This is a genomic window from Pseudomonas sp. Sample_10, assembly GCF_004321495.1.
Taxonomy (GTDB): Bacteria; Pseudomonadota; Gammaproteobacteria; order Pseudomonadales; family Pseudomonadaceae; genus Aquipseudomonas.
Genome location: NZ_RCOE01000100.1, coordinates 1 through 17,027, shown reverse-complemented (window position 1 = coordinate 17,027; position 17,027 = coordinate 1). Strand labels below are relative to the sequence as shown.

General features: G+C 60.7%; 17 protein-coding genes and 1 pseudogene. 2 read left to right on the top strand and 16 right to left on the bottom strand.

Going from position 1 to position 17,027, the window contains the following annotated elements:
* Nucleotides 1-971 (top strand): annotated as a pseudogene (locus tag D8U18_RS09275) (ribonuclease E); the annotation flags it as partial.
* A 67-nt stretch (nucleotides 972-1,038) separates the two neighbouring features.
* On the opposite strand, the gene D8U18_RS09270 reads toward D8U18_RS09275, so the two are convergent.
* The 12 genes from D8U18_RS09270 to D8U18_RS09215 all read right to left on the bottom strand — a co-directional run bounded on the left by D8U18_RS09270 (nucleotide 1,039) and on the right by D8U18_RS09215 (nucleotide 12,487).
* Nucleotides 1,039-1,626, bottom strand: coding sequence for a nucleotidyltransferase family protein (locus D8U18_RS09270; RefSeq protein WP_131107484.1), 588 nt, complete (start codon nucleotides 1,624-1,626; stop codon nucleotides 1,039-1,041).
* Nucleotides 1,623-2,606, bottom strand: a complete 984-nt coding sequence (locus D8U18_RS09265; protein ID WP_131107483.1) for an XdhC family protein — start codon at nucleotides 2,604-2,606, stop codon at nucleotides 1,623-1,625. Before D8U18_RS09265 ends, D8U18_RS09270 begins: the two co-directional genes overlap by 4 nt.
* Nucleotides 2,606-4,924 (bottom strand): xanthine dehydrogenase family protein molybdopterin-binding subunit, encoded by a 2,319-nt coding sequence (locus D8U18_RS09260; RefSeq protein ID WP_056855943.1) that lies wholly within the window; start codon nucleotides 4,922-4,924, stop codon nucleotides 2,606-2,608. The genes D8U18_RS09265 and D8U18_RS09260 overlap by 1 nt, the downstream gene beginning before the upstream one ends.
* The gene (locus D8U18_RS09255; protein ID WP_056855944.1) at nucleotides 4,921-5,391 is read right to left on the bottom strand and encodes a (2Fe-2S)-binding protein; all 471 of its coding nucleotides are present in this window, start codon (nucleotides 5,389-5,391) and stop codon (nucleotides 4,921-4,923) included. The genes D8U18_RS09260 and D8U18_RS09255 overlap by 4 nt, the downstream gene beginning before the upstream one ends.
* A gap of 240 nt (nucleotides 5,392-5,631) precedes the next feature.
* Nucleotides 5,632-6,651: a UDP-N-acetylmuramate dehydrogenase gene (murB, locus tag D8U18_RS09250; RefSeq protein WP_056855945.1), complete on the bottom strand. Its 1,020-nt coding sequence runs from the start codon at nucleotides 6,649-6,651 to the stop codon at nucleotides 5,632-5,634.
* Nucleotides 6,648-7,112, bottom strand: coding sequence for a low molecular weight protein-tyrosine-phosphatase (locus D8U18_RS09245; RefSeq protein WP_056855946.1), 465 nt, complete (start codon nucleotides 7,110-7,112; stop codon nucleotides 6,648-6,650). The genes murB and D8U18_RS09245 overlap by 4 nt, the downstream gene beginning before the upstream one ends.
* Entirely contained in the window at nucleotides 7,112-7,876 is a 765-nt protein-coding gene (gene kdsB, locus D8U18_RS09240) for a 3-deoxy-manno-octulosonate cytidylyltransferase (protein ID WP_056855947.1), read from the bottom strand. Before kdsB ends, D8U18_RS09245 begins: the two co-directional genes overlap by 1 nt.
* A complete protein-coding gene (locus D8U18_RS09235; protein WP_007945752.1) occupies nucleotides 7,873-8,058 on the bottom strand; it encodes a Trm112 family protein in 186 nt (61 codons plus the stop codon). The genes kdsB and D8U18_RS09235 overlap by 4 nt, the downstream gene beginning before the upstream one ends.
* A gap of 25 nt (nucleotides 8,059-8,083) precedes the next feature.
* Nucleotides 8,084-9,094: a tetraacyldisaccharide 4'-kinase gene (gene lpxK, locus D8U18_RS09230; protein WP_131107482.1), complete on the bottom strand. Its 1,011-nt coding sequence runs from the start codon at nucleotides 9,092-9,094 to the stop codon at nucleotides 8,084-8,086.
* Nucleotides 9,094-9,522, bottom strand: coding sequence for a biopolymer transporter ExbD (locus D8U18_RS09225; protein ID WP_056855949.1), 429 nt, complete (start codon nucleotides 9,520-9,522; stop codon nucleotides 9,094-9,096). The genes lpxK and D8U18_RS09225 overlap by 1 nt, the downstream gene beginning before the upstream one ends.
* A complete protein-coding gene (locus D8U18_RS09220) occupies nucleotides 9,519-10,154 on the bottom strand; it encodes a MotA/TolQ/ExbB proton channel family protein (RefSeq protein ID WP_056855950.1) in 636 nt (211 codons plus the stop codon). Before D8U18_RS09220 ends, D8U18_RS09225 begins: the two co-directional genes overlap by 4 nt.
* A gap of 98 nt (nucleotides 10,155-10,252) precedes the next feature.
* Complete coding sequence (locus D8U18_RS09215; protein ID WP_131107481.1) at nucleotides 10,253-12,487, bottom strand: DNA internalization-related competence protein ComEC/Rec2; 2,235 nt, start codon at nucleotides 12,485-12,487, stop codon at nucleotides 10,253-10,255.
* Nucleotides 12,488-12,623: 136 nt separating this feature from the next.
* On the opposite strand from D8U18_RS09215, the gene D8U18_RS09210 reads away from it, so the two are divergent.
* Complete coding sequence (locus D8U18_RS09210; protein WP_131107480.1) at nucleotides 12,624-13,139, top strand: DUF2062 domain-containing protein; 516 nt, start codon at nucleotides 12,624-12,626, stop codon at nucleotides 13,137-13,139.
* 739 nt (nucleotides 13,140-13,878) lie between these two features.
* Here D8U18_RS09210 and D8U18_RS09200 read toward each other — a convergent pair.
* From D8U18_RS09200 to D8U18_RS09185, 4 genes are all read right to left on the bottom strand, one after another.
* Nucleotides 13,879-14,658 (bottom strand): ABC transporter permease, encoded by a 780-nt coding sequence (locus D8U18_RS09200; protein WP_056855953.1) that lies wholly within the window; start codon nucleotides 14,656-14,658, stop codon nucleotides 13,879-13,881.
* Nucleotides 14,655-15,587: an ABC transporter ATP-binding protein gene (locus tag D8U18_RS09195; protein ID WP_056855954.1), complete on the bottom strand. Its 933-nt coding sequence runs from the start codon at nucleotides 15,585-15,587 to the stop codon at nucleotides 14,655-14,657. The genes D8U18_RS09200 and D8U18_RS09195 overlap by 4 nt, the downstream gene beginning before the upstream one ends.
* 132 nt (nucleotides 15,588-15,719) lie before the next feature.
* Nucleotides 15,720-16,343 carry a glutathione S-transferase gene (locus tag D8U18_RS09190; protein ID WP_131107479.1) on the bottom strand — a complete coding sequence of 208 codons (624 nt, stop codon included), beginning with the start codon at nucleotides 16,341-16,343 and terminating at the stop codon, nucleotides 15,720-15,722.
* Nucleotides 16,344-16,386: 43 nt separating this feature from the next.
* Nucleotides 16,387-17,027: transglutaminase family protein (locus D8U18_RS09185; RefSeq protein ID WP_131107478.1), on the bottom strand; the 641-nt coding region annotated here is incomplete at its 5' end.

The following is a 17,027-nucleotide window of genomic DNA, read 5'->3' as shown; positions in this document are numbered from 1 at the left end:
AGGAAGATGGTCAGGAAGGCGCCGAAGGCGATCGTCCACGCCGCCGCTCCCGTGGTCAGCGTCGCCGCAGCAACCGTCGCGAGCGTCAGCGTGATGCCAACGGCAACGTGATCGAAGGTTCGGAAGAGTCCGAAGCTGGCGACAACGCTGAAGCGCCAAGCACTGCCGATCTGGCCGCCGGCCTGGCTGTTACCGCAGCCGTTGCCAGCAGCGTGATCAGCGCTCCGGCCGAAGCACAAGCTCACGAGCAAGCCGAACGCGCCACTGCCGCCACCCTGGAGACTGCTCCAGTTGAAGCGCCAGTCGTTGAAGCGACCACGCCGGTAGAAGTAACCGCTTCCCCGGAAATCGAAGTGGCCCAGGCACCAGAAGCACAACCTGTGGTTGAAGCGCCTGCTGAACCAGCCGCGGTTGCCGAAGCGCCTGCGGTGGTTGCAGAACCGGTTGTTGAAACCGTGACTGAAACCGTTCGTGAAGTCCGCGAAGAGCAAACTGCGTTCAACTGGGTCTCCGAGCCAGCCGTTGCCGAAACTCCAGCACCGGCTGCCGAAGCTGAAGTGCCCGCAGCGTCGGTTTCCGAACCGGTCGTTGCCGCTGCCGAGCCAGCCCCGGTTGTAGAAGCACCGGTCGTCGCCGAAGCGCCAGCACCTGTCGTTGAAGCGGCTCCGGTCAGCGCCCTGACGCCAAGCGGCCGTGCGCCGAACGACCCGCGTGAAGTGCGTCGTCGCAAGCGTGAAGAAGAGCGCCTGCAGAAGGAAGCCGAACTGGCTGCCGCTGCTGCTCAGACTGAAGCTGCTGTCGCGGCACCGGTTGCTGCCGACGTGGTCGAGGCAGCACCTGCCCCGGCTGCCGAAGTCGCCGCCGAGCAGGTTGAGTCGGTGATCGAGGAAGCACCGCGCTCCGTACAGGAAGCGGTAGAGCAACACGAACAAGCCGAGGAAAAGGAACACGAGCCTAAACCACTCGTCTGATTCCATCGGTCAATAAAAAGCCCCGCCTGGTGAACCCAGGCGGGGCTTTTTATTGTTTGATTAAAGCTTAAAAGATCAACTTTTCCGGCACGTCCACGTCCCACAACACACCAGGATCATCCACCGCGACTTCAACCACTCGCCCCTGTGCAAACAGCGGCTTGGCCCCGCGATCACCTGACAGCGCCATCATCCCTGAACCAAAACTGCGGCCAAAACCCACCGGATGGCCATATTCGCCGTCCTGAACCGGCACACTGATACAGTCGTCAGCCACCTGCGCCACAACGTGTTCAATGCTCGAAGGCAGGATGAACGGCATATCCCCCAACACCATCAACCACCCACCGAGCTGCGCACAAGCCGCCACGCCAGCGGCGATGCTGTCACCCATTCCCGTGGATTCGACCAGCACGATCTCGCAGCCATAAGCCTTGGCCATCCGAATCACCTGCGGGCGATCCGCCGTGGTGACCAGCACACGTTGGTCCAACGTGGCCGGCAGATTCACCAGCACCTGCTCGATCACCGAACGGACAGCGCCATCCCGCCCTTTACAGTCCGCCAGCAACTTGTCTTTTTCCTCACCCGCCACCTGCCGGAACCGACTGCCCTGCCCCGCCGCCAGAACGATGACTCCGATGGGCTCGTTCATACGCCCTCCCGCAACGGTTTTTTCTGTTTCAACTCAACACCGTTCTTGATCGCCACAATCTCGGCCATCAGCGACAACGCGATTTCCGCCGGGCTGTGGCTGCCAATGTGCAGGCCGATCGGGCCATGCAGCCGTTCGATGGACTGTTGCGACAAACCCAGCTGCGCGAGGTTTTCCCGGCGCTTGTGGCTGTTGATCCGCGAGCCCAATGCGCCAACATAGAATGCTTTGGAATCCAGGGCGGTGAGCAGCGCCATGTCGTCCAGCCGCGGGTCGTGCGTCAGCGCAACAATCGCTGTGCGCTCGTCGGTCTGGATGCTGAGCACTGCGTCGTCGGGCATGCCCGAGACGAAGCGCCCGTGCTGCTCCTCCCAACCGTAGACGAATTCAGTGCGCGGATCGCAGATCAGCACTTCGAAATCCAGCAGTCGTGCCATTTCGGCGACATATCGGGACAATTGTCCCGCGCCGATCAGTAGCATGCGCCAGCGCGGACCATAAATGGCCCGCAGCGTCTTTCCATCAAACGTCAGCACGTCCGATTTGTCGGCCGCTTGCAAAAGCACTTTGCCCGATTCGATATCCAGCGAACGCGCGACGATTTGATGATCCTCGCAGCGCGTCAGCAACTCGGCCACCCAATCCACATCGCCGACCCGCTCTTCGGTCAAACGCAACGTGCCGCCGCAGGGCAAACCGAAACGTGCGGCCTCCTCGCGGGTGACGCCATAGGTAATCAACTGTACCGGCGGCCCGTCGCAGGGCATTCGACCGTCATGCAACCGTGCAATCAGGTCATCTTCGACGCAACCGCCGGACACTGAGCCGATCACGACACCGTCCTCGCGCAACGCGAGCATCGCACCCGGCGCCCGGGGCGCGGTGCCCCAGGTCTGGACCACGCTGTACAACACCACTCGCTTTCCGGCGCGGCGCCACTCCAGCACGCTGCGCAGGACGTTCAGATCGACGCTGTCCATCAGGCTTGCGCCTTGCGCCAGTCTTGCAGTTGATAGCGAACCGGCAGGTCGCGAATGCGTTTGCCGGTGGCGGCGAAGATCGCGTTACACAGCGCCGGGGCAATCGGCGGCACACCCGGCTCACCCACACCGCCCAAGGGTACGGTGCCGGGTGGTGTGACCAGATGCACAGCGACTTCCTTCGGTGCCAGCGACATGCGCGCCACTTCGTACATGTGGAAGTTATCCTGCTGGACCTTGCCATCCTTGAAGCTGATCTCGCCCAGCACCGCATTGCCCAGCCCCATCACGCAAGCGCCTTCAAACTGCGCGCGAATCCGCTCGGGATTGATCTGCGGCCCGCAATCCACGGCGATGTCAGCCTTGTGCACGAGCAACGTGCCATCGTCTTTGACTTCGACCTCGATCACCGCCGCCACGTAGGTGACGAAGCTGTAATGTACCGCCAGCCCCAGGCCCCGGCCCTTCGGCAACTCGCGGCCCCAACCCGCGGCTTTGGCAGCGGTTTCCAGCACGGTACGCAGTCGCCCGGTATCGATCGGATAGCGCTCGGGCGATTCGCCGTAGTTCCATTCCTCACTCAGGGTGCGCGGATCGATCTGCCGGTCCGGTCCAAGCAACTTGATCTGGTACTTGAGCGGGTCTTGCCCGGCCTTGTGCGCCAGTTCGTCGATAAAGCTCTGGATCGCGAAACCATGCGGGATGTTCGACACCGAGCGATACCAGCCCACGCGGGTGTGCACGGTGGCTTCGGGGTTTTCCAGGCGCACATTCGGGATGGCGTAGGCCATGTTGGTGAAGCCCATGCCCAACTCGAAAGCCGCCTCGTGATTCATGCCCGGCGCGAACAATGCGGTAATGCTCGGCGCAACCGTCCGGTGCAGCCAACCGGATGGCAGGCCGTCCTTGTTCAGGCTGGCCTTGAGGTATTCGGCCGAGACGGTGTGGAAGTAGGAACAATGGATATCGTCTTCACGGGTCCATTGCACACGCACAGCCTTGCCGGGAAACTCTTTGGCGAGAATGGCCGCTTCGATGATGAAGTCGGGTTTGGACTTGCGACCGAAACCGCCGCCAAGCAAGGTCACGTTGAACGTGACGTTATCGAACGGCAGACCCAGACGCTCGCCGATCCGTTCGCGGGTGACCTGTGGCGCCTGACTTGGCCCCCACGCTTCACAGGCGCCATCCTTGTAGCGGGCGATGGCGACCATCGGCTCCATTGGCGATTGCGACAGGTGCGGCAGATAGTAGGAGGCCTCCAGCGTGCTGTCGGCGCTGCTCATGGCTTCGTCGATGTTTCCGGTATTGCGGACGACTTTGCCTGGCTTGAGGGAGGCGGCTTCGAGTTCCTTGCGGTAGGCGATCGAATCGTAGCTGGCATTGGCGCCGTCATCCCACTCGATTTTCAGCGCTTCGCGGCCCTTGATCGCCGCCCAGGTATTGTTCGCCACCACGGCGATTCCGCCCAATGGTTGGAACTCCGATGGCAGCGGACGACTTTCGATCTGCAGCACCTTGACCACGCCCGGGACTTTCATCGCCGCAGTGGCATCGAAGCTTTTGACCTTGCCACCGTAGACCGCAGGCCGGGCAATGGTGGCGTACAACATGCCGTCGAAATGCACATCGGCGCCATACACTGCCCGGCCGTTGACAATGTCGTCACCGTCGATGGCCTTGCTGCCTTCCTTGCCGATGTAGCGAAATTCCGAGGGTTGCTTGAGCTTCAGGCTGTCCCGCGGCGGAACGGCCAAGGCACCGGCGGCTGCGGCCAGCGCGCCATACTCCAGTTCACGGCCGGACGGCTTGTGGATGACTTTGTGCAGCTGCGCATGGCATTCGCCGACCGGCACTTTCCACTGATCGGCAGCGGCCTGCTCCAGCATGGTCCGCGCGGCGGCGCCACAGCGGCGCATCGGCTCGTACCAGTGGCGCATGCTGCGCGAACCGTCGGTGTCCTGGTTGCCGAAGCGCACTTCGTCACCCGGCGCCTGCCGCACTTTGACTCGCGCCCAATCAGCTTCCAGTTCATCGGCAACCACCATGGTCAGACTGGTGCGCACGCCCTGGCCCATTTCCGAACGGTTGCAAACAACGGTTACCGTGCCATCGGCGGCGATGCTGACGTACACCTTGGGGTCATCCACCCAACCATTGGGCATGCCGTCGGCGCCGAATTTCTTCACTTCTTCGGCAAACGCGTCTTGCCAGCCCCAGCTTGCGGCAACCACCAGGGCACCCGCAGCGCCCACGCCCTTGAGAAAACCACGGCGACTGAGGTTGCTCAGGGCGAAATCCATTGGTAACTGGCTCATGCCTTGGCCTCCTTCAGGTGGGTGGATGCCTGGCGGATGGCAGTCTTGATGCGGTTATAAGTGCCGCAGCGGCAGATATTGCCGACCATCGCCTCTTCGATCTGTTCGTCGCTGGGGTTCGGGTTGGTCTTGAGCAGGGCCGTGGCGGACATGATTTGTCCACCCTGGCAGTAACCGCATTGGGCCACCGCCGTATCGAGCCAGGCTTGTTGCACCACTTTACCTACCGGGTCGGCATGCAGGTTGTCGATGGTGGTGACGTTCTGGCCGACCACCGAGCCGATCGGCGTGATGCAACTACGCGCCGGCGCACCTCCGATATGAATGGTGCACGCGCCGCACAGGCCCATGCCGCAGCCGAATTTGGTGCCGTTATAGCCCGCCACGTCGCGGATAGCCCAGAGCAGCGGCATGTCCTCGGTGACGTCGAGTTGATGGTCTTGACCGTTGAGTTTCAGGGTAATCATGGGCACGCCCGCATATTTCTTGAGTTATGGGGTCGAGCAATCTGCCGTTGGATCTTGGTTCGGAACGCAGATCGGCTCAGGCTAATCGGCTCTCTTGCGCAAACGGCAGCGTCTGCACCGGGCCTTTGGTAGAATAAATCGTTTGCATCGTTAGCTGACTAAGTTAACCCAGCATTAACAAAAAAGCCCTGCACAATGGTCATTGTGCAGGGCTTGGGAATCAATCCTGAAAGCTTAGCTTCAATACCGGTTCGGCTCCATTTCCAGTTCGACATGAAAACGTTCTGAAATGTCTTTCTGAATACGCTGCGCCAGGTCGAGCAATTGCAAACCCGTGGCGCTGCCGTAGTTGACCAGCACCAGCGCCTGCAATTTATGCACGCCCGCGTCGGCATCACGGAAACCTTTCCAGCCTGCCCGCTCAATCAGCCAACCGGCGGCGATTTTCATCTGCCCGTCGGGTTGCGCATAGGCCACCAGATCCGGGTATTGGATTTTGAGCTGCGCGACAAGCGCCGCTGGCACCAACGGATTCTTGAAGAAACTGCCGGCATTGCCCAGTACCGCCGGGTCCGGCAGTTTTTCGTTGCGAATGCTGCAAATGGCCTGGCTGACATCGCTGGCGGTCGGGTGTTCGATGCCTTGCTCGGTCAGGCGCTGACGCACCGGGCCGTATTCCAGATGCAATGGCGCGACACGGTTGAGGGCAAAGCGAACGCGCAAAATCAGCCAGCGCCCCGGTTGCTGTTTGAACAAACTGTCGCGGTAGGCGAAGTTGCACTCTTGCAGGCTGAAGTCGCGCAGTTCGCCACTCTGGCGATCAAGCGCGGTCAGACCGGCGAATACGTCCTTGATCTCGACCCCGTAAGCGCCGATGTTCTGCATGGGTGCTGCACCGACGGTGCCGGGAATCAGGCTGAGGTTTTCCAGGCCCGACAAGCCCTGTGCCAACGTGTGCTGCACGAACGGATGCCAAGGCTCACCGGCCTCGGCCTCAATCACCACGTTGTTGCCATCGTCGCTCACCACACGAATCCCGCGGGTGGCCATGCGCAGCACCAATGACTGGATATCCGCCGTCAGCAGCAAATTGCTGCCACCACCGATTACCAGCACCGGCACCTTATGCTCCAGCCCGTAGGCCAAGGCCTCCCGTACATCGGCGTCGCTATGGGCCTGGGCAAATAACCGTGCCTGGACATCCACGCCAAAGCTGTTGAACGGCTTGAGCGAAACCTGCGACCGAACCTGCAAACTCATAACCGTCCCTTCAGTTCGATCACCAGCAAATCACTGGCGCGCTCGATCAGATCCAGCACCTGCTCAAAGCCTTGGTCGCCGTCGTAATACGGGTCCGGGACTTCGTCGATTTCCACCTGATAGCGGCGCAGGAACAAATCCAGCTCAGCCTTGCCCTTTGCCGGTTGCAAAGCCTTGAGGTGGAGCAGATTGCTGTTGTCCATCGCCAGGATCAGGTCGTAGGTGGCGAAATCAGCTTTGGTCACTTGCTGGGCGCGTTGGGCTGACAGATCGTAGCCACGCAGCTTCGCCGCCGCCTGGCTGCGCTTGTCCGGCGCCCTGCCGACATGCCAGTCGCCGGTGCCGGCAGAGGCGACTTCGACCTGACCGGCCAGCCCCGCCTCACGCAGTTTGTGGCGCAACACGCCTTCAGCCGTGGGTGAACGGCAGATGTTGCCCAGGCAGACAAACAGAACCCGCATCAGGCCTCCAGCAGGCGACGAACGCGCTCAAGGTCTTCAACAGTATCGACGCCCGGAGGTGGCGCGATCAGCGCATCGGCGACGTGAATGCGCACGCCGTGCCACAGGGCCCGCAACTGTTCCAGGCACTCGGTGTTTTCCAGCCAGCATGGCCCCCAGCTGACGAAGTCATTCAGGAAACCGGCGCGGTAGGCGTAGATGCCGATATGGCGACGATACGGCACGCCTTCCGGCAATTGCTCGCGGCTCTGGGCGAACGCGTCCCGTGCCCATGGCAGCGTGGCACGACTGAAGGTCAGCGCCAGGCCATTGAGGTCGCTGACCACTTTCACCACGTTGGGATTGAACAGGGTTTCCACGTCGTCGATCGGCTCGGCCAGGGTGGCCATGCGCGCTTCGGTATGCAGAGCCAGGTTGGCGGCGACTTGATCGATCACGCTCGCCGGGATCAACGGCTCATCACCCTGGACATTGACTACGATAGCGTCAGGAGCAAGGCCCAGTTTCGCCGCGACTTCCGCCAGGCGATCGGTGCCGGAGTTGTGGTCTTCACGGGTCAGCACCACTTCGGCACCAAAGCCCTCGCAGGCCTCGACGATGCGCGCGTCATCAGTGGCAACCACCACACGCTGGGCACTGCTTTTGCTCGCCTGTTCCCAGACGTGCTGGATCATCGGCTTGCCGGCGATCAACAGCAGCGGTTTGCCGGGCAAACGGGTGGAGGCGTAGCGCGATGGAATGACAACGGTAAAGGCTGTGGTCATTTATCCAGACGCTCGTCGGTGGTCAGGGTGCGGGCTTCGGTTTCGAGCATCACCGGAATGCCATCGCGAATCGGGTACGCGAGGCCAGCGCCCTTGCTGATCAGCTCGGTCTTGTCGGCGCTGAGCTTGAGCGGGCCTTTGCAGACCGGGCAAGCGAGGATGTCGAGCAATTTGGTGTCCATGAGCATTCCCTGGATAAAAACGGATTTAAGGCAAGAGACGAGCCGGCAACAGGCGCATCAATTGCGTATCGAACCAGGCCACGAAGGCCGGCGTCGGCACAGCATCGACCGCCAGGTACCACCAGTCGGCAGCGGCGAAGGCACGGCACTTCACCGCGTCCTTTTCGGTCATCACCAACGGCAATGACGGGGTGAAATTCAAGGCCTGCAGGCTGTATTCGGCATGGTCGGCGAACGCGTGCGGGACTGGTTGCCAGTGTAGCGTTTCGAGGGTCTTGAAGAAACGCTGCGGATTGCCGATCCCGGCCACCGCGTGCAACGCCTGGCCCGAGGGAAAGTGATCGAGGGGACGTCGTTCGCCGCTTCGCAGATTGACCAGCGCAGTGGGTTGCAATTGAAAAGCAAACCCATCCTCACGATCGGCGGTGGCGCCGTTGTAGAGCACCGCGTCCACACTTTGCAGGCGCTCGGCCGGTTCGCGCAAAGGCCCGGCCGGCAAACAACGCCGATTACCCAGGCCACGGGCGGCGTCGATCAACACCAGCTCCAGATCCCGGGCCATTCGGTAATGCTGCATGCCATCATCGGACAGGATCAAATCCAGCGGTTCACTCGCAAGCAAGGCTTTGACGGCGTTGCTGCGGTTCGGGTCGATCATCAGCGGCACGCCGGTGCGCTGGACGATCAACAGCGGTTCGTCACCGGCAATTTCCGCGCTGTGCTGTGCTTCGACTCGCCATGGCAACTGCGGCGGTTTGGCGCCGTAGCCACGACTGACCACACCGACCCGCAAACCGCTGCGCTGGCAGTGATCGATCATCCACAAAATCAACGGCGTCTTGCCGGTGCCACCGACTGTAATGTTGCCCACCACGATCAGCGGCACCGGTGGCTGATAGATTTCCCCCTCGCCCGCCAAAAAGCGTTTGCGCTTTTTATCGACCACACGCCGATACAACCACTCCAGTGGCTGCAACAGCTTCAGCGCGGGATGGCCTCGGTACCATGCGGCTAACAGGCGATCGGACATGGCCATCAGGGCGCGGGCGGCGCCGCCTCGACTGTGGTCATGCGCAAGTGGCTGAAGCCAAGTTTGCCAGCGGCGTCCATCGCGGTGACGACGGACTGATGCTGGGACTTACCATCGGCACTGATCGACAGCGGCCGGCTGGTATCGCCGTTGGACTCCTTCTGCAATGCGTCCATCAGGCTGGCCAGATCACTTTTGGGCAGCACCTGGTTGTTGACCGAGAACACGCCGTCGGCACTGATGGCGATATCCAGCGGCTTGTTCTGGTCTTCGGCGGGCGATCCACTGACCGCTTCGGGAAGATCGACGCGCAGCTGGGTTTCACGGGTGAATGTGGTGGTCACAACGAAAAACAGCAGCAGGATAAACACCACATCGATCAGCGACGCGAGGTTGATGTCCACTGTTTCCCGCGGTTTGCGGCGGAATTTCACGCTTTGCCCTCAGCCAGATCCACGTCGCGGTCGCCCTGCACCACTTCGACCAGTTTGATCGCTTCCTGCTCCATCCCCACCACCAGCTCATCGATCCGGCGTTGCAGGAATCGATGGAAGAACACTGCCGGGATACCGACCATCAAACCGGCAGCCGTGGTGATCAGGGCCTTGGAGATACCACCGGCCAGCACCGACGCGTTGGTGGTCATGCCATTGCCGGTGAATGCGCTGAAAATATCGATCATGCCCAACACCGTACCGAGCAAGCCCAGCAGCGGCGCCATGGCGGCAATTGTGCCGAGCGCGTTGATGTAGCGCTCCAGATCGTGGATGACCCGTGCGGCAGCTTCTTCGATGCACTCTTTCATGATCTCGCGACCATGCTTGGAGTTGGCAAGGCCCGCGGCCAGGATTTCACCCAACGGCGAGTTGGCGCGCAGTTCCTTGAGCCTGTCCTTGTTGAGTTTCTTGTCCTTGATCCAGACCCAGACCTGACCGAGCAAATGCTCCGGCGTCACGCGGCTGGCCCGCAGGGTCCACAGACGCTCGGCAACGATTGCCATGGCCGCGATGGAACTCAGGATGATCGGCAGCATCATCCAGCCGCCGGATTTGACCAATTCCCACACAGTGTCAGTCCCCTCGAAAAAGTGCGCCACTCTAACATAGGGGGTGGACGCACCGAAGACCGTGATGTCGCATCCGGTCGGGCTTTAGTAACGCTCGGTTATTGAACCGATACTGGCGGGACGCGCCAGAACCGCCGCTCCAGACGCATCGAGCGGGGAGATTCAAACCGCCCCAGTTGCAGATGAATGGCACCTTCATGCGCACTGTCATGGATCGCAATGCCACGCTTGCGATAGCGCGCCACGACGGTTGGGTGCGGATGGCCGAATGAATTGCCGTGCCCACGAGAAATCAGCACCGCTTTAGGCTGCAAGCCATTGAGCAACGCCATGGACGACGAACTGCGGCTGCCATGATGCGGAGCCTGCAACCAGTCGGTCGGTACGGCCAATGGACTGTCGAGCAGCGATCGCTCGGCGGCGGCATCGATATCACCGGTCAACAACAAGCGCTCGCCATTGGCTTCGATCTGCAAAACACAGGACTTTTGATTGCTGTCACCGGCTGATGACCATTGCCAGAGCCGGAACCTCACCCCGTCCCAGATCCATTGCCGGTCGGTTTCACAGGCCTGGGCTTGCAACTCGGCAGGCAGTGCCAGCGGATCGCCACTGATGACTCGCTTCACAGCCAACCCCTTGGCGACCGCCAGGGCGCCGCCGGCATGATCGGCGTCGGCGTGGCTGATCAGCATCAAATCGAGCTCTTTTACGCCAAGCTTGCGCAATGAAGGCAACACCACCCGCTCGCCCAGATCGAAATCACCGAAGCGCGGGCCGGTGTCATACAGCAAGGCCTGATGGCGAGTGCGCACCAGGATCGCCAGGCCTTGCCCGACGTCCAGTTGCCAGATGTCGGCGATTCCTTCGGGCAACTCTGCCCGTGGAGGAAACACCAGCAACAGCAGCATCGGCCACCCCAACGGACGCATTGGCACGCCCTGGGGCAACAACAGAAGTAAGGCGCCCATGGCCCCCACGCACCCTACCCAGAACGGGATCGCCATGGGCACCCACGCTGCAATCCGCCCAGCGACCAATGCCAACCCCTTGAACAAAAAATCGATCAAACCGCCCGCGAGCCACAACAGGCCTTCACCTACGTGAGGCAACGGCAATAACAGGGTGCCGAGCAATGCAGGAGGCAATACCAGCAGACTGATCCATGGCACTGCCAGCAAATTGACCAATGGTCCGCTGACACTGATCGGCAATCCCAGCACCAACAGCAACGGCAGCAGGCCAATCGCGATCAGCCATTGGGCGCGGGTCCATGTTTGCCACCAACGCCAGGGGCCGAGACGACCGCCAAAGGTAAAAATCAAAACCGCGACTGCGGCGAAGGACAGCCAGAATCCCGGTTGCAGACTGGCCAGCGGGTCTAGCAGCAATACGCCATTGAGCGCCAGCAATAACGGCCACCAGGCACCCAGGTGACGAAAACGCAGACGCCACAACAACACCAGACCGATCATCAGACAGGCACGGCGAACCGGGACTTCAAACCCGGCCAACAATCCGTAAACCAGCGCGGCGATGAATGCCAGGCCGCAAGCCCAGGGCAGCCAAGGGAGGCGAGTTGGCCAGAGTCCATAGCGGGCCAGACCGGCGATCAGCAAGTACACCACGCCCGCCAGCAATCCAATGTGCTGACCGGAAATCACCAGCAAGTGCACGGTGCCGGTGTCTTGCAACACTTGCCAGTCTTCGCGGCTGAGCCCGGCACCATCGCCCAGCACCAACGCCGCCAGTGCCCCCGTTCGACCCTGTGCATCCACCGCCAGCAATCTTTGGCGGATGCCGTCACGCCAGGCCCATCGCGCCTCAACCAGTCGCGCGCCATCCTTGACCGTACCCGTCGCACCAATGCGTTGCGCCAATAGCCAAGCTTCGTAATCGAAGGCATGCGGATTGAGCAAGCCGGCAGGACGCTTCAACTTGACCGCCAATCGCCAGCGCTCGCCACTTTTCACCGGCGGGCCGTCGTACCAGGCCAGGCGCATGAGCGACGGCACGTCTGCGTGTCGCGACGTTGCCTGCGCCAATTCAAATCGAACAACCGCCTCGCCGTTCTCGGGCAATCCCGTCACCCGCCCTTCGACCCATCGGGTCTCACCGTCCAGATCCGGCGCCAAGCGGTCATCCAATGCCCAATGGGCCTGCGCGCAACCCCAACTCAAACCGAACAGAAAAAACGCCACCGGATAAGTTCTGAACGGCAGCAACATCAAACCCACAGCCGGCATCAACAGCCACAACCCGACCGGCGGCAATGCCGGTAAAAAACGCAAGGCCAGCAGACCCAACGCCAGCGCCATCATCCCTGTGCGCATAAGCCCGTCCTTGAGAGTCCAGACCTTAGGCATAGTCGTCTGGCGGCACGCTCGTCGTTATCAATTGTCACAAAGTCTGAATGGGCGCTTCATGGAATCGAGACATACTTGCCGCCTTGACCGACCGAGAATCCCTATGCCCCGGCGATTATTCAAACGTTACATGCCAGACCCGACCAGCATCAGGGAACATAAATCCTTACGCTTTCTCGGCACGCTGCTGCATGACCCGAACCTCTGGCACCTCAATCGCCACTCCGTCGCACGGGCCATGGCGGTTGGCTTGTTTGCGGCTTTTCTGCCGATTCCGTTGCAGATGCTGCTGGCCGCGACCCTTGCCATCGTGGTGCGCGGCAATATGCCGATTGCAGTAAGCCTGGTCTGGCTGACCAATCCGATCACCATGCCGGCAGTGTTCTTTTGTACCTATCAGACCGGCGCGTGGTTGCTGGATGTTCCCGCGCGGCATTTGCCGGATGAGCTGACCTGGGAATGGATCAGCGGCGAGCTGTCGACGTTGTGGCAGCCGTTTTTGCTGGGGTCGGTGGTGACGGGGCTGGTGTTGGGGGCATTGGCTTATTGCCTGGTGATGCTGTATTGGCGGTGGTGGGTCGCGCGGCAGTGGAGGCGGCGCAAGCAGAGTCGGATGTAATGGGGTGTCTTTCAGGTGGGTCGTGTACATACCGATACAGCAACCGAGGCGACCTTCGAGCCGACCTCGCTGAGGTCGAATGCATTCCCATACGGCACCGCGCCCTTTGTGGGAGCTGGCTTGTCGGGTCGCCGCATCGCAGCGATGGCGGCCTGACAGCCGACCAATCTCTACCTGATACCCCCCATCCCATTGTAGGAGCGAGCCTGCTCGCGAAAAACGTCCAGACACCGCGACCATCCAGCCAAGGCGCGTTATCGTTGACGACCATCGCGAGCAGGCTCGCTCCTACATGGGAACGGCTATATCCGCAAAATCATGGCTGATTGTCTGGCCGCCATCGCTGCGATGCGGCGACCCGACAAGCCAGCTCCCACTTGAAATGCGTACAATCCAGACAAACAGGCCGGCCGGTAGGCCGCCTCGGCCCTCTTGTTTCACCCGCCCCATCGGCAGGCTGAGTGGAGGCGTTTATCCGGGGGTGGGCGCGTAGCGCCGTGCGGCGCAGCCGCACACATCGAGAGGAGGTCGTCGCGAAGCAGACCGGAGGCGATGCCCCCGGATGAATGCCGGAGCGAAGGTACCCCGAGCCCCAGCGAGGGGCCGTACGTAAGGGGCGAGCGTTTTTTGGTTACTTTTTTTGGCGCTTGTAAAAAAGTGACTCGCCGTAAGGGCGAAACCATAAGTGGCCGTTACCGCAGAAACGGATATACACCCAAAATCCCCAAGAAAAACATCCTCAGGTCCGCATCCCCCGCCCACTCACCAACAACCGCGCACACCCAAAATACAAAATCACCGTCGCCACCACCATGAAGGCAATCGCCACGCTGATCCGGATATCCGAAACCCCAAGAATGCCGTAGCGGAAGGCGTTGACCATGTGCAGAACAGGGTTGGCCAACGACACGGTCTGCCAGAACGGCGGCAACAGCGTAATCGAATAAAACACCCCGCCCAGATAGGTCAACGGCGTCAGCACGAACGTCGGGATGATCGAAATGTCATCGAAGTTGCGCGCAAACACGGCGTTGATGAAGCCCAGCAGCGAGAAAATCGTCGCCGTCAGCACCACCACCAGGATGGTCACGCCCAGGTGATGCACTTGCAGATGGGTGAAGAACAGCGACAACAAGGTCACGATGATCCCGACCATCAACCCGCGCAACACGCCGCCCAGGACGTAGCCGATCAGAATCGTGTGTGGCGAGACCGGTGAAACCATCAGTTCTTCGATGGAACGCTGGAACTTGCTGCCGAAGAAACTCGACACCACGTTGCCGTAGGAGTTGGTGATCACCGACATCATGATCAGCCCCGGCACGATGTACTCCATGTAGGTGAAGCCGCCCATGTCGCCAATCTGCCGGCCGATCAGGTTACCGAAGATCACGAAGTACAGAACCATGGTGATGGCCGGTGGCAGCAGGGTCTGCGGCCAGATCCGGGTGAAGCGCCGGATTTCGCGGTAAACGATGGTGTTGAGGGCGACGAGGTTGGGTTGCAGCTCGGAACTCATACCGCCACCTTCGACAGATTTTTCTCCACCAGGGACACGAACAACTCCTCAAGGCGATTGGTTTTATTTCGCAGGCTCAACACTTCAATATTTTGCTGGGCAAGCTGGGTGAACAGCGCAGTGATCCCCATCGACTTGTCCACCTGGACTTCCAGCGTATGGCCGTCAAGCAGCCGTGATGGATAACCGAGCAACTGCGGTGGCGCACTGAGGCTGTTCTTCAGATCCAGCAGGAAGGTCTCGACGTGCAACTGGCCGAGCAACTGCTTCATGCTGGTGTTCTCGACGATGGTGCCGTGGTCGATGATGCCGATGTTGCGGCACAGCTGTTCAGCCTCTTCCAGGTAGTGCGTGGTGAGGATGATGGTAATGCCTTTCTGATTCAGTTCGGTGAGGAAGGTCCACATCGAACGACGCAGTTCGATGTCGACGCCGGCAGTCGGTTCGTCGAGGATCAACAGACGTGGTTCGTGAACCAGCGCGCGGGCAATCATCAGACGACGCTTCATGCCACCCGACAGTGAACGTGATGGCACGTCGCGCTTGTCCCACAGGCCGAGCTGGGTCAAGTACTGCTCAGCGCGTTCCTTGGCGACTTTCGACGGGATGCCGTAGTAACCGGCCTGGGTCACGACGATGTCGAAGGTCTTTTCGAACTGGTTGAAGTTGAATTCCTGGGGCACGACGCCAATGCAGCGCTTGAGTTGCGCAGGGTTCTTGTCCAGGTCATGACCGAAGATATTCACCGTGCCACTGGTCTTGTTCACCAGGGTCGAAAGAATGCCGATGGTCGTGGATTTGCCGGCACCGTTAGGGCCGAGCAAGGCGAAAAAGTCACCTTCGGCGACATCCAGATCGATACCACTCAAGGCCTGGAAACCGTTGCCGTAGGTTTTGGTTAGCTGCCGGATGGACAGAGCGGAACTCATATCGGATTACGCACCAAGAAGGGATGAAAAGGATAAATAAGGGCGAGCGGCGAACAACACAACCACAGTGCACCGCCGCAATGTTGCTTGTCCCCGCCGCACAAGTACAGTCAAGCGTGTCGATAGTAAGTATTAAGTCAACGCAGTCATGACCGCTTTCTGATAGGCCGGACGCTGCTTCAAACGGGCGTACCAGGCCTGAAGATGGGGCAGCGGCGCGCGCTCGATCGGCATCTCGAACCAGGCATAAATGAAACTGCCGAGGGGAATATCGCCCATGCCGATTTCATCGCCGGACAGGTATGGTTTGTTCGCCAGCGCCTGATCGGCCATTGCCAGCAAGCCTTCGCATTCGGTGATCGCCGCCTTGATGGCAGACCAATCCTGCTGCTCTGCGGGAGTGCGCAATACGCCCCAGAACACGGTGCGAAACGGCCCGGCGAAACTGGAGGTGGTCCAGTCCATCCACTTGTCAGCAGTGGCCCGCGCTCGCAGATCGGTTGGATACCACGCGGTGTCGGACGCATGCCTGGCCATCAGATAACGCACGATGGCGTTCGATTCCCACAACACAAAACCATCGTCCTCAATCACCGGCACACGGCCGTTGGGGTTCATGGCGCGATACTCGGGCGTATCGACAACACCAAAGGCGCCGCCCGCATCGATGGCTTCGTATGCCAGCCCCAACTCCTCGGCGGCCCACAACGGCTTTCTGACATTCGATGAATTTTTCCGACCCCAGATCTTCAGCATGACCGCCTCTCGATTGATGAATGCGCAGGCAGCATACGCCGGATCAGGTACGACTCAAATCGCTCTGCATGTCACCCAGCAACGGCGACAGCTGTTCGCCGAACAGATGCGGATAACACTTTTCCAGGTGCTCGAAAAAGAATGCCTCAGGCACATCGGCAAACTGGCCGTGATCGACGAGGTACTCCATCAGTTTCTCGCCGTCGCGGTTGAACGGATGGAAAACACTGTCATTGACTCCATCGAATTCCAGCGGCGCCACATTGAACAACTCGCAGAGTTTCTGGTTGAACGCCGGGGTCGCCTTGACCCAGCGACCCTGCAGGTAGAACTCGGTGTAGCCGTGCATGGCGAACATGTCGCTCTTGAGCAGCTCGAGCAGGCGCGGCGTCGACAAATGATTGCGCACATCCGCCAGGCCGATCCGCGCCGCAATGCCGCAATGCCGCGCGGCACCGGCCAGCAGCGTGGCTTTGGGCACGCAATAACTCTCCCCGGCCGCCAGGGCGTAACTGCCGCACAAAGTCTGCGGATCGCGACTGAAGGTGTACGGGTTGTAGCGCACGGCCTCGCGCACCGCGTAATAAAGGCTGATCGCCTGCTCAAGCGGGTCGCGACTGCTGCCACGGTGTTTTTCGGCGAACTCCACCACCGAGGGATGGTCACTATCGATGAAGCGGCCGG

Coding starts and splice junctions, on each gene's coding strand:
- D8U18_RS09255 (WP_056855944.1), bottom strand. CDS start 5,391: ATGATTACCCTGAAACTCAACGGTCAAGACCATCAACTCGACGTCACC.
- D8U18_RS09210 (WP_131107480.1), top strand. CDS start 12,624: ATGCCCCGGCGATTATTCAAACGTTACATGCCAGACCCGACCAGCATC.
- D8U18_RS09195 (WP_056855954.1), bottom strand. CDS start 15,587: ATGAGTTCCGCTCTGTCCATCCGGCAGCTAACCAAAACCTACGGCAAC.
- D8U18_RS09215 (WP_131107481.1), bottom strand. CDS start 12,487: ATGCGCACAGGGATGATGGCGCTGGCGTTGGGTCTGCTGGCCTTGCGT.
- D8U18_RS09200 (WP_056855953.1), bottom strand. CDS start 14,658: ATGAGTTCCGAGCTGCAACCCAACCTCGTCGCCCTCAACACCATCGTT.
- lpxK (WP_131107482.1), bottom strand. CDS start 9,094: ATGGCCATGTCCGATCGCCTGTTAGCCGCATGGTACCGAGGCCATCCC.
- kdsB (WP_056855947.1), bottom strand. CDS start 7,876: ATGACCACAGCCTTTACCGTTGTCATTCCATCGCGCTACGCCTCCACC.
- D8U18_RS09190 (WP_131107479.1), bottom strand. CDS start 16,343: ATGCTGAAGATCTGGGGTCGGAAAAATTCATCGAATGTCAGAAAGCCG.
- D8U18_RS09235 (WP_007945752.1), bottom strand. CDS start 8,058: ATGGACACCAAATTGCTCGACATCCTCGCTTGCCCGGTCTGCAAAGGC.
- D8U18_RS09260 (WP_056855943.1), bottom strand. CDS start 4,924: ATGAGCCAGTTACCAATGGATTTCGCCCTGAGCAACCTCAGTCGCCGT.
- murB (WP_056855945.1), bottom strand. CDS start 6,651: ATGAGTTTGCAGGTTCGGTCGCAGGTTTCGCTCAAGCCGTTCAACAGC.
- D8U18_RS09270 (WP_131107484.1), bottom strand. CDS start 1,626: ATGAACGAGCCCATCGGAGTCATCGTTCTGGCGGCGGGGCAGGGCAGT.
- D8U18_RS09265 (WP_131107483.1), bottom strand. CDS start 2,606: ATGGACAGCGTCGATCTGAACGTCCTGCGCAGCGTGCTGGAGTGGCGC.
- D8U18_RS09245 (WP_056855946.1), bottom strand. CDS start 7,112: ATGCGGGTTCTGTTTGTCTGCCTGGGCAACATCTGCCGTTCACCCACG.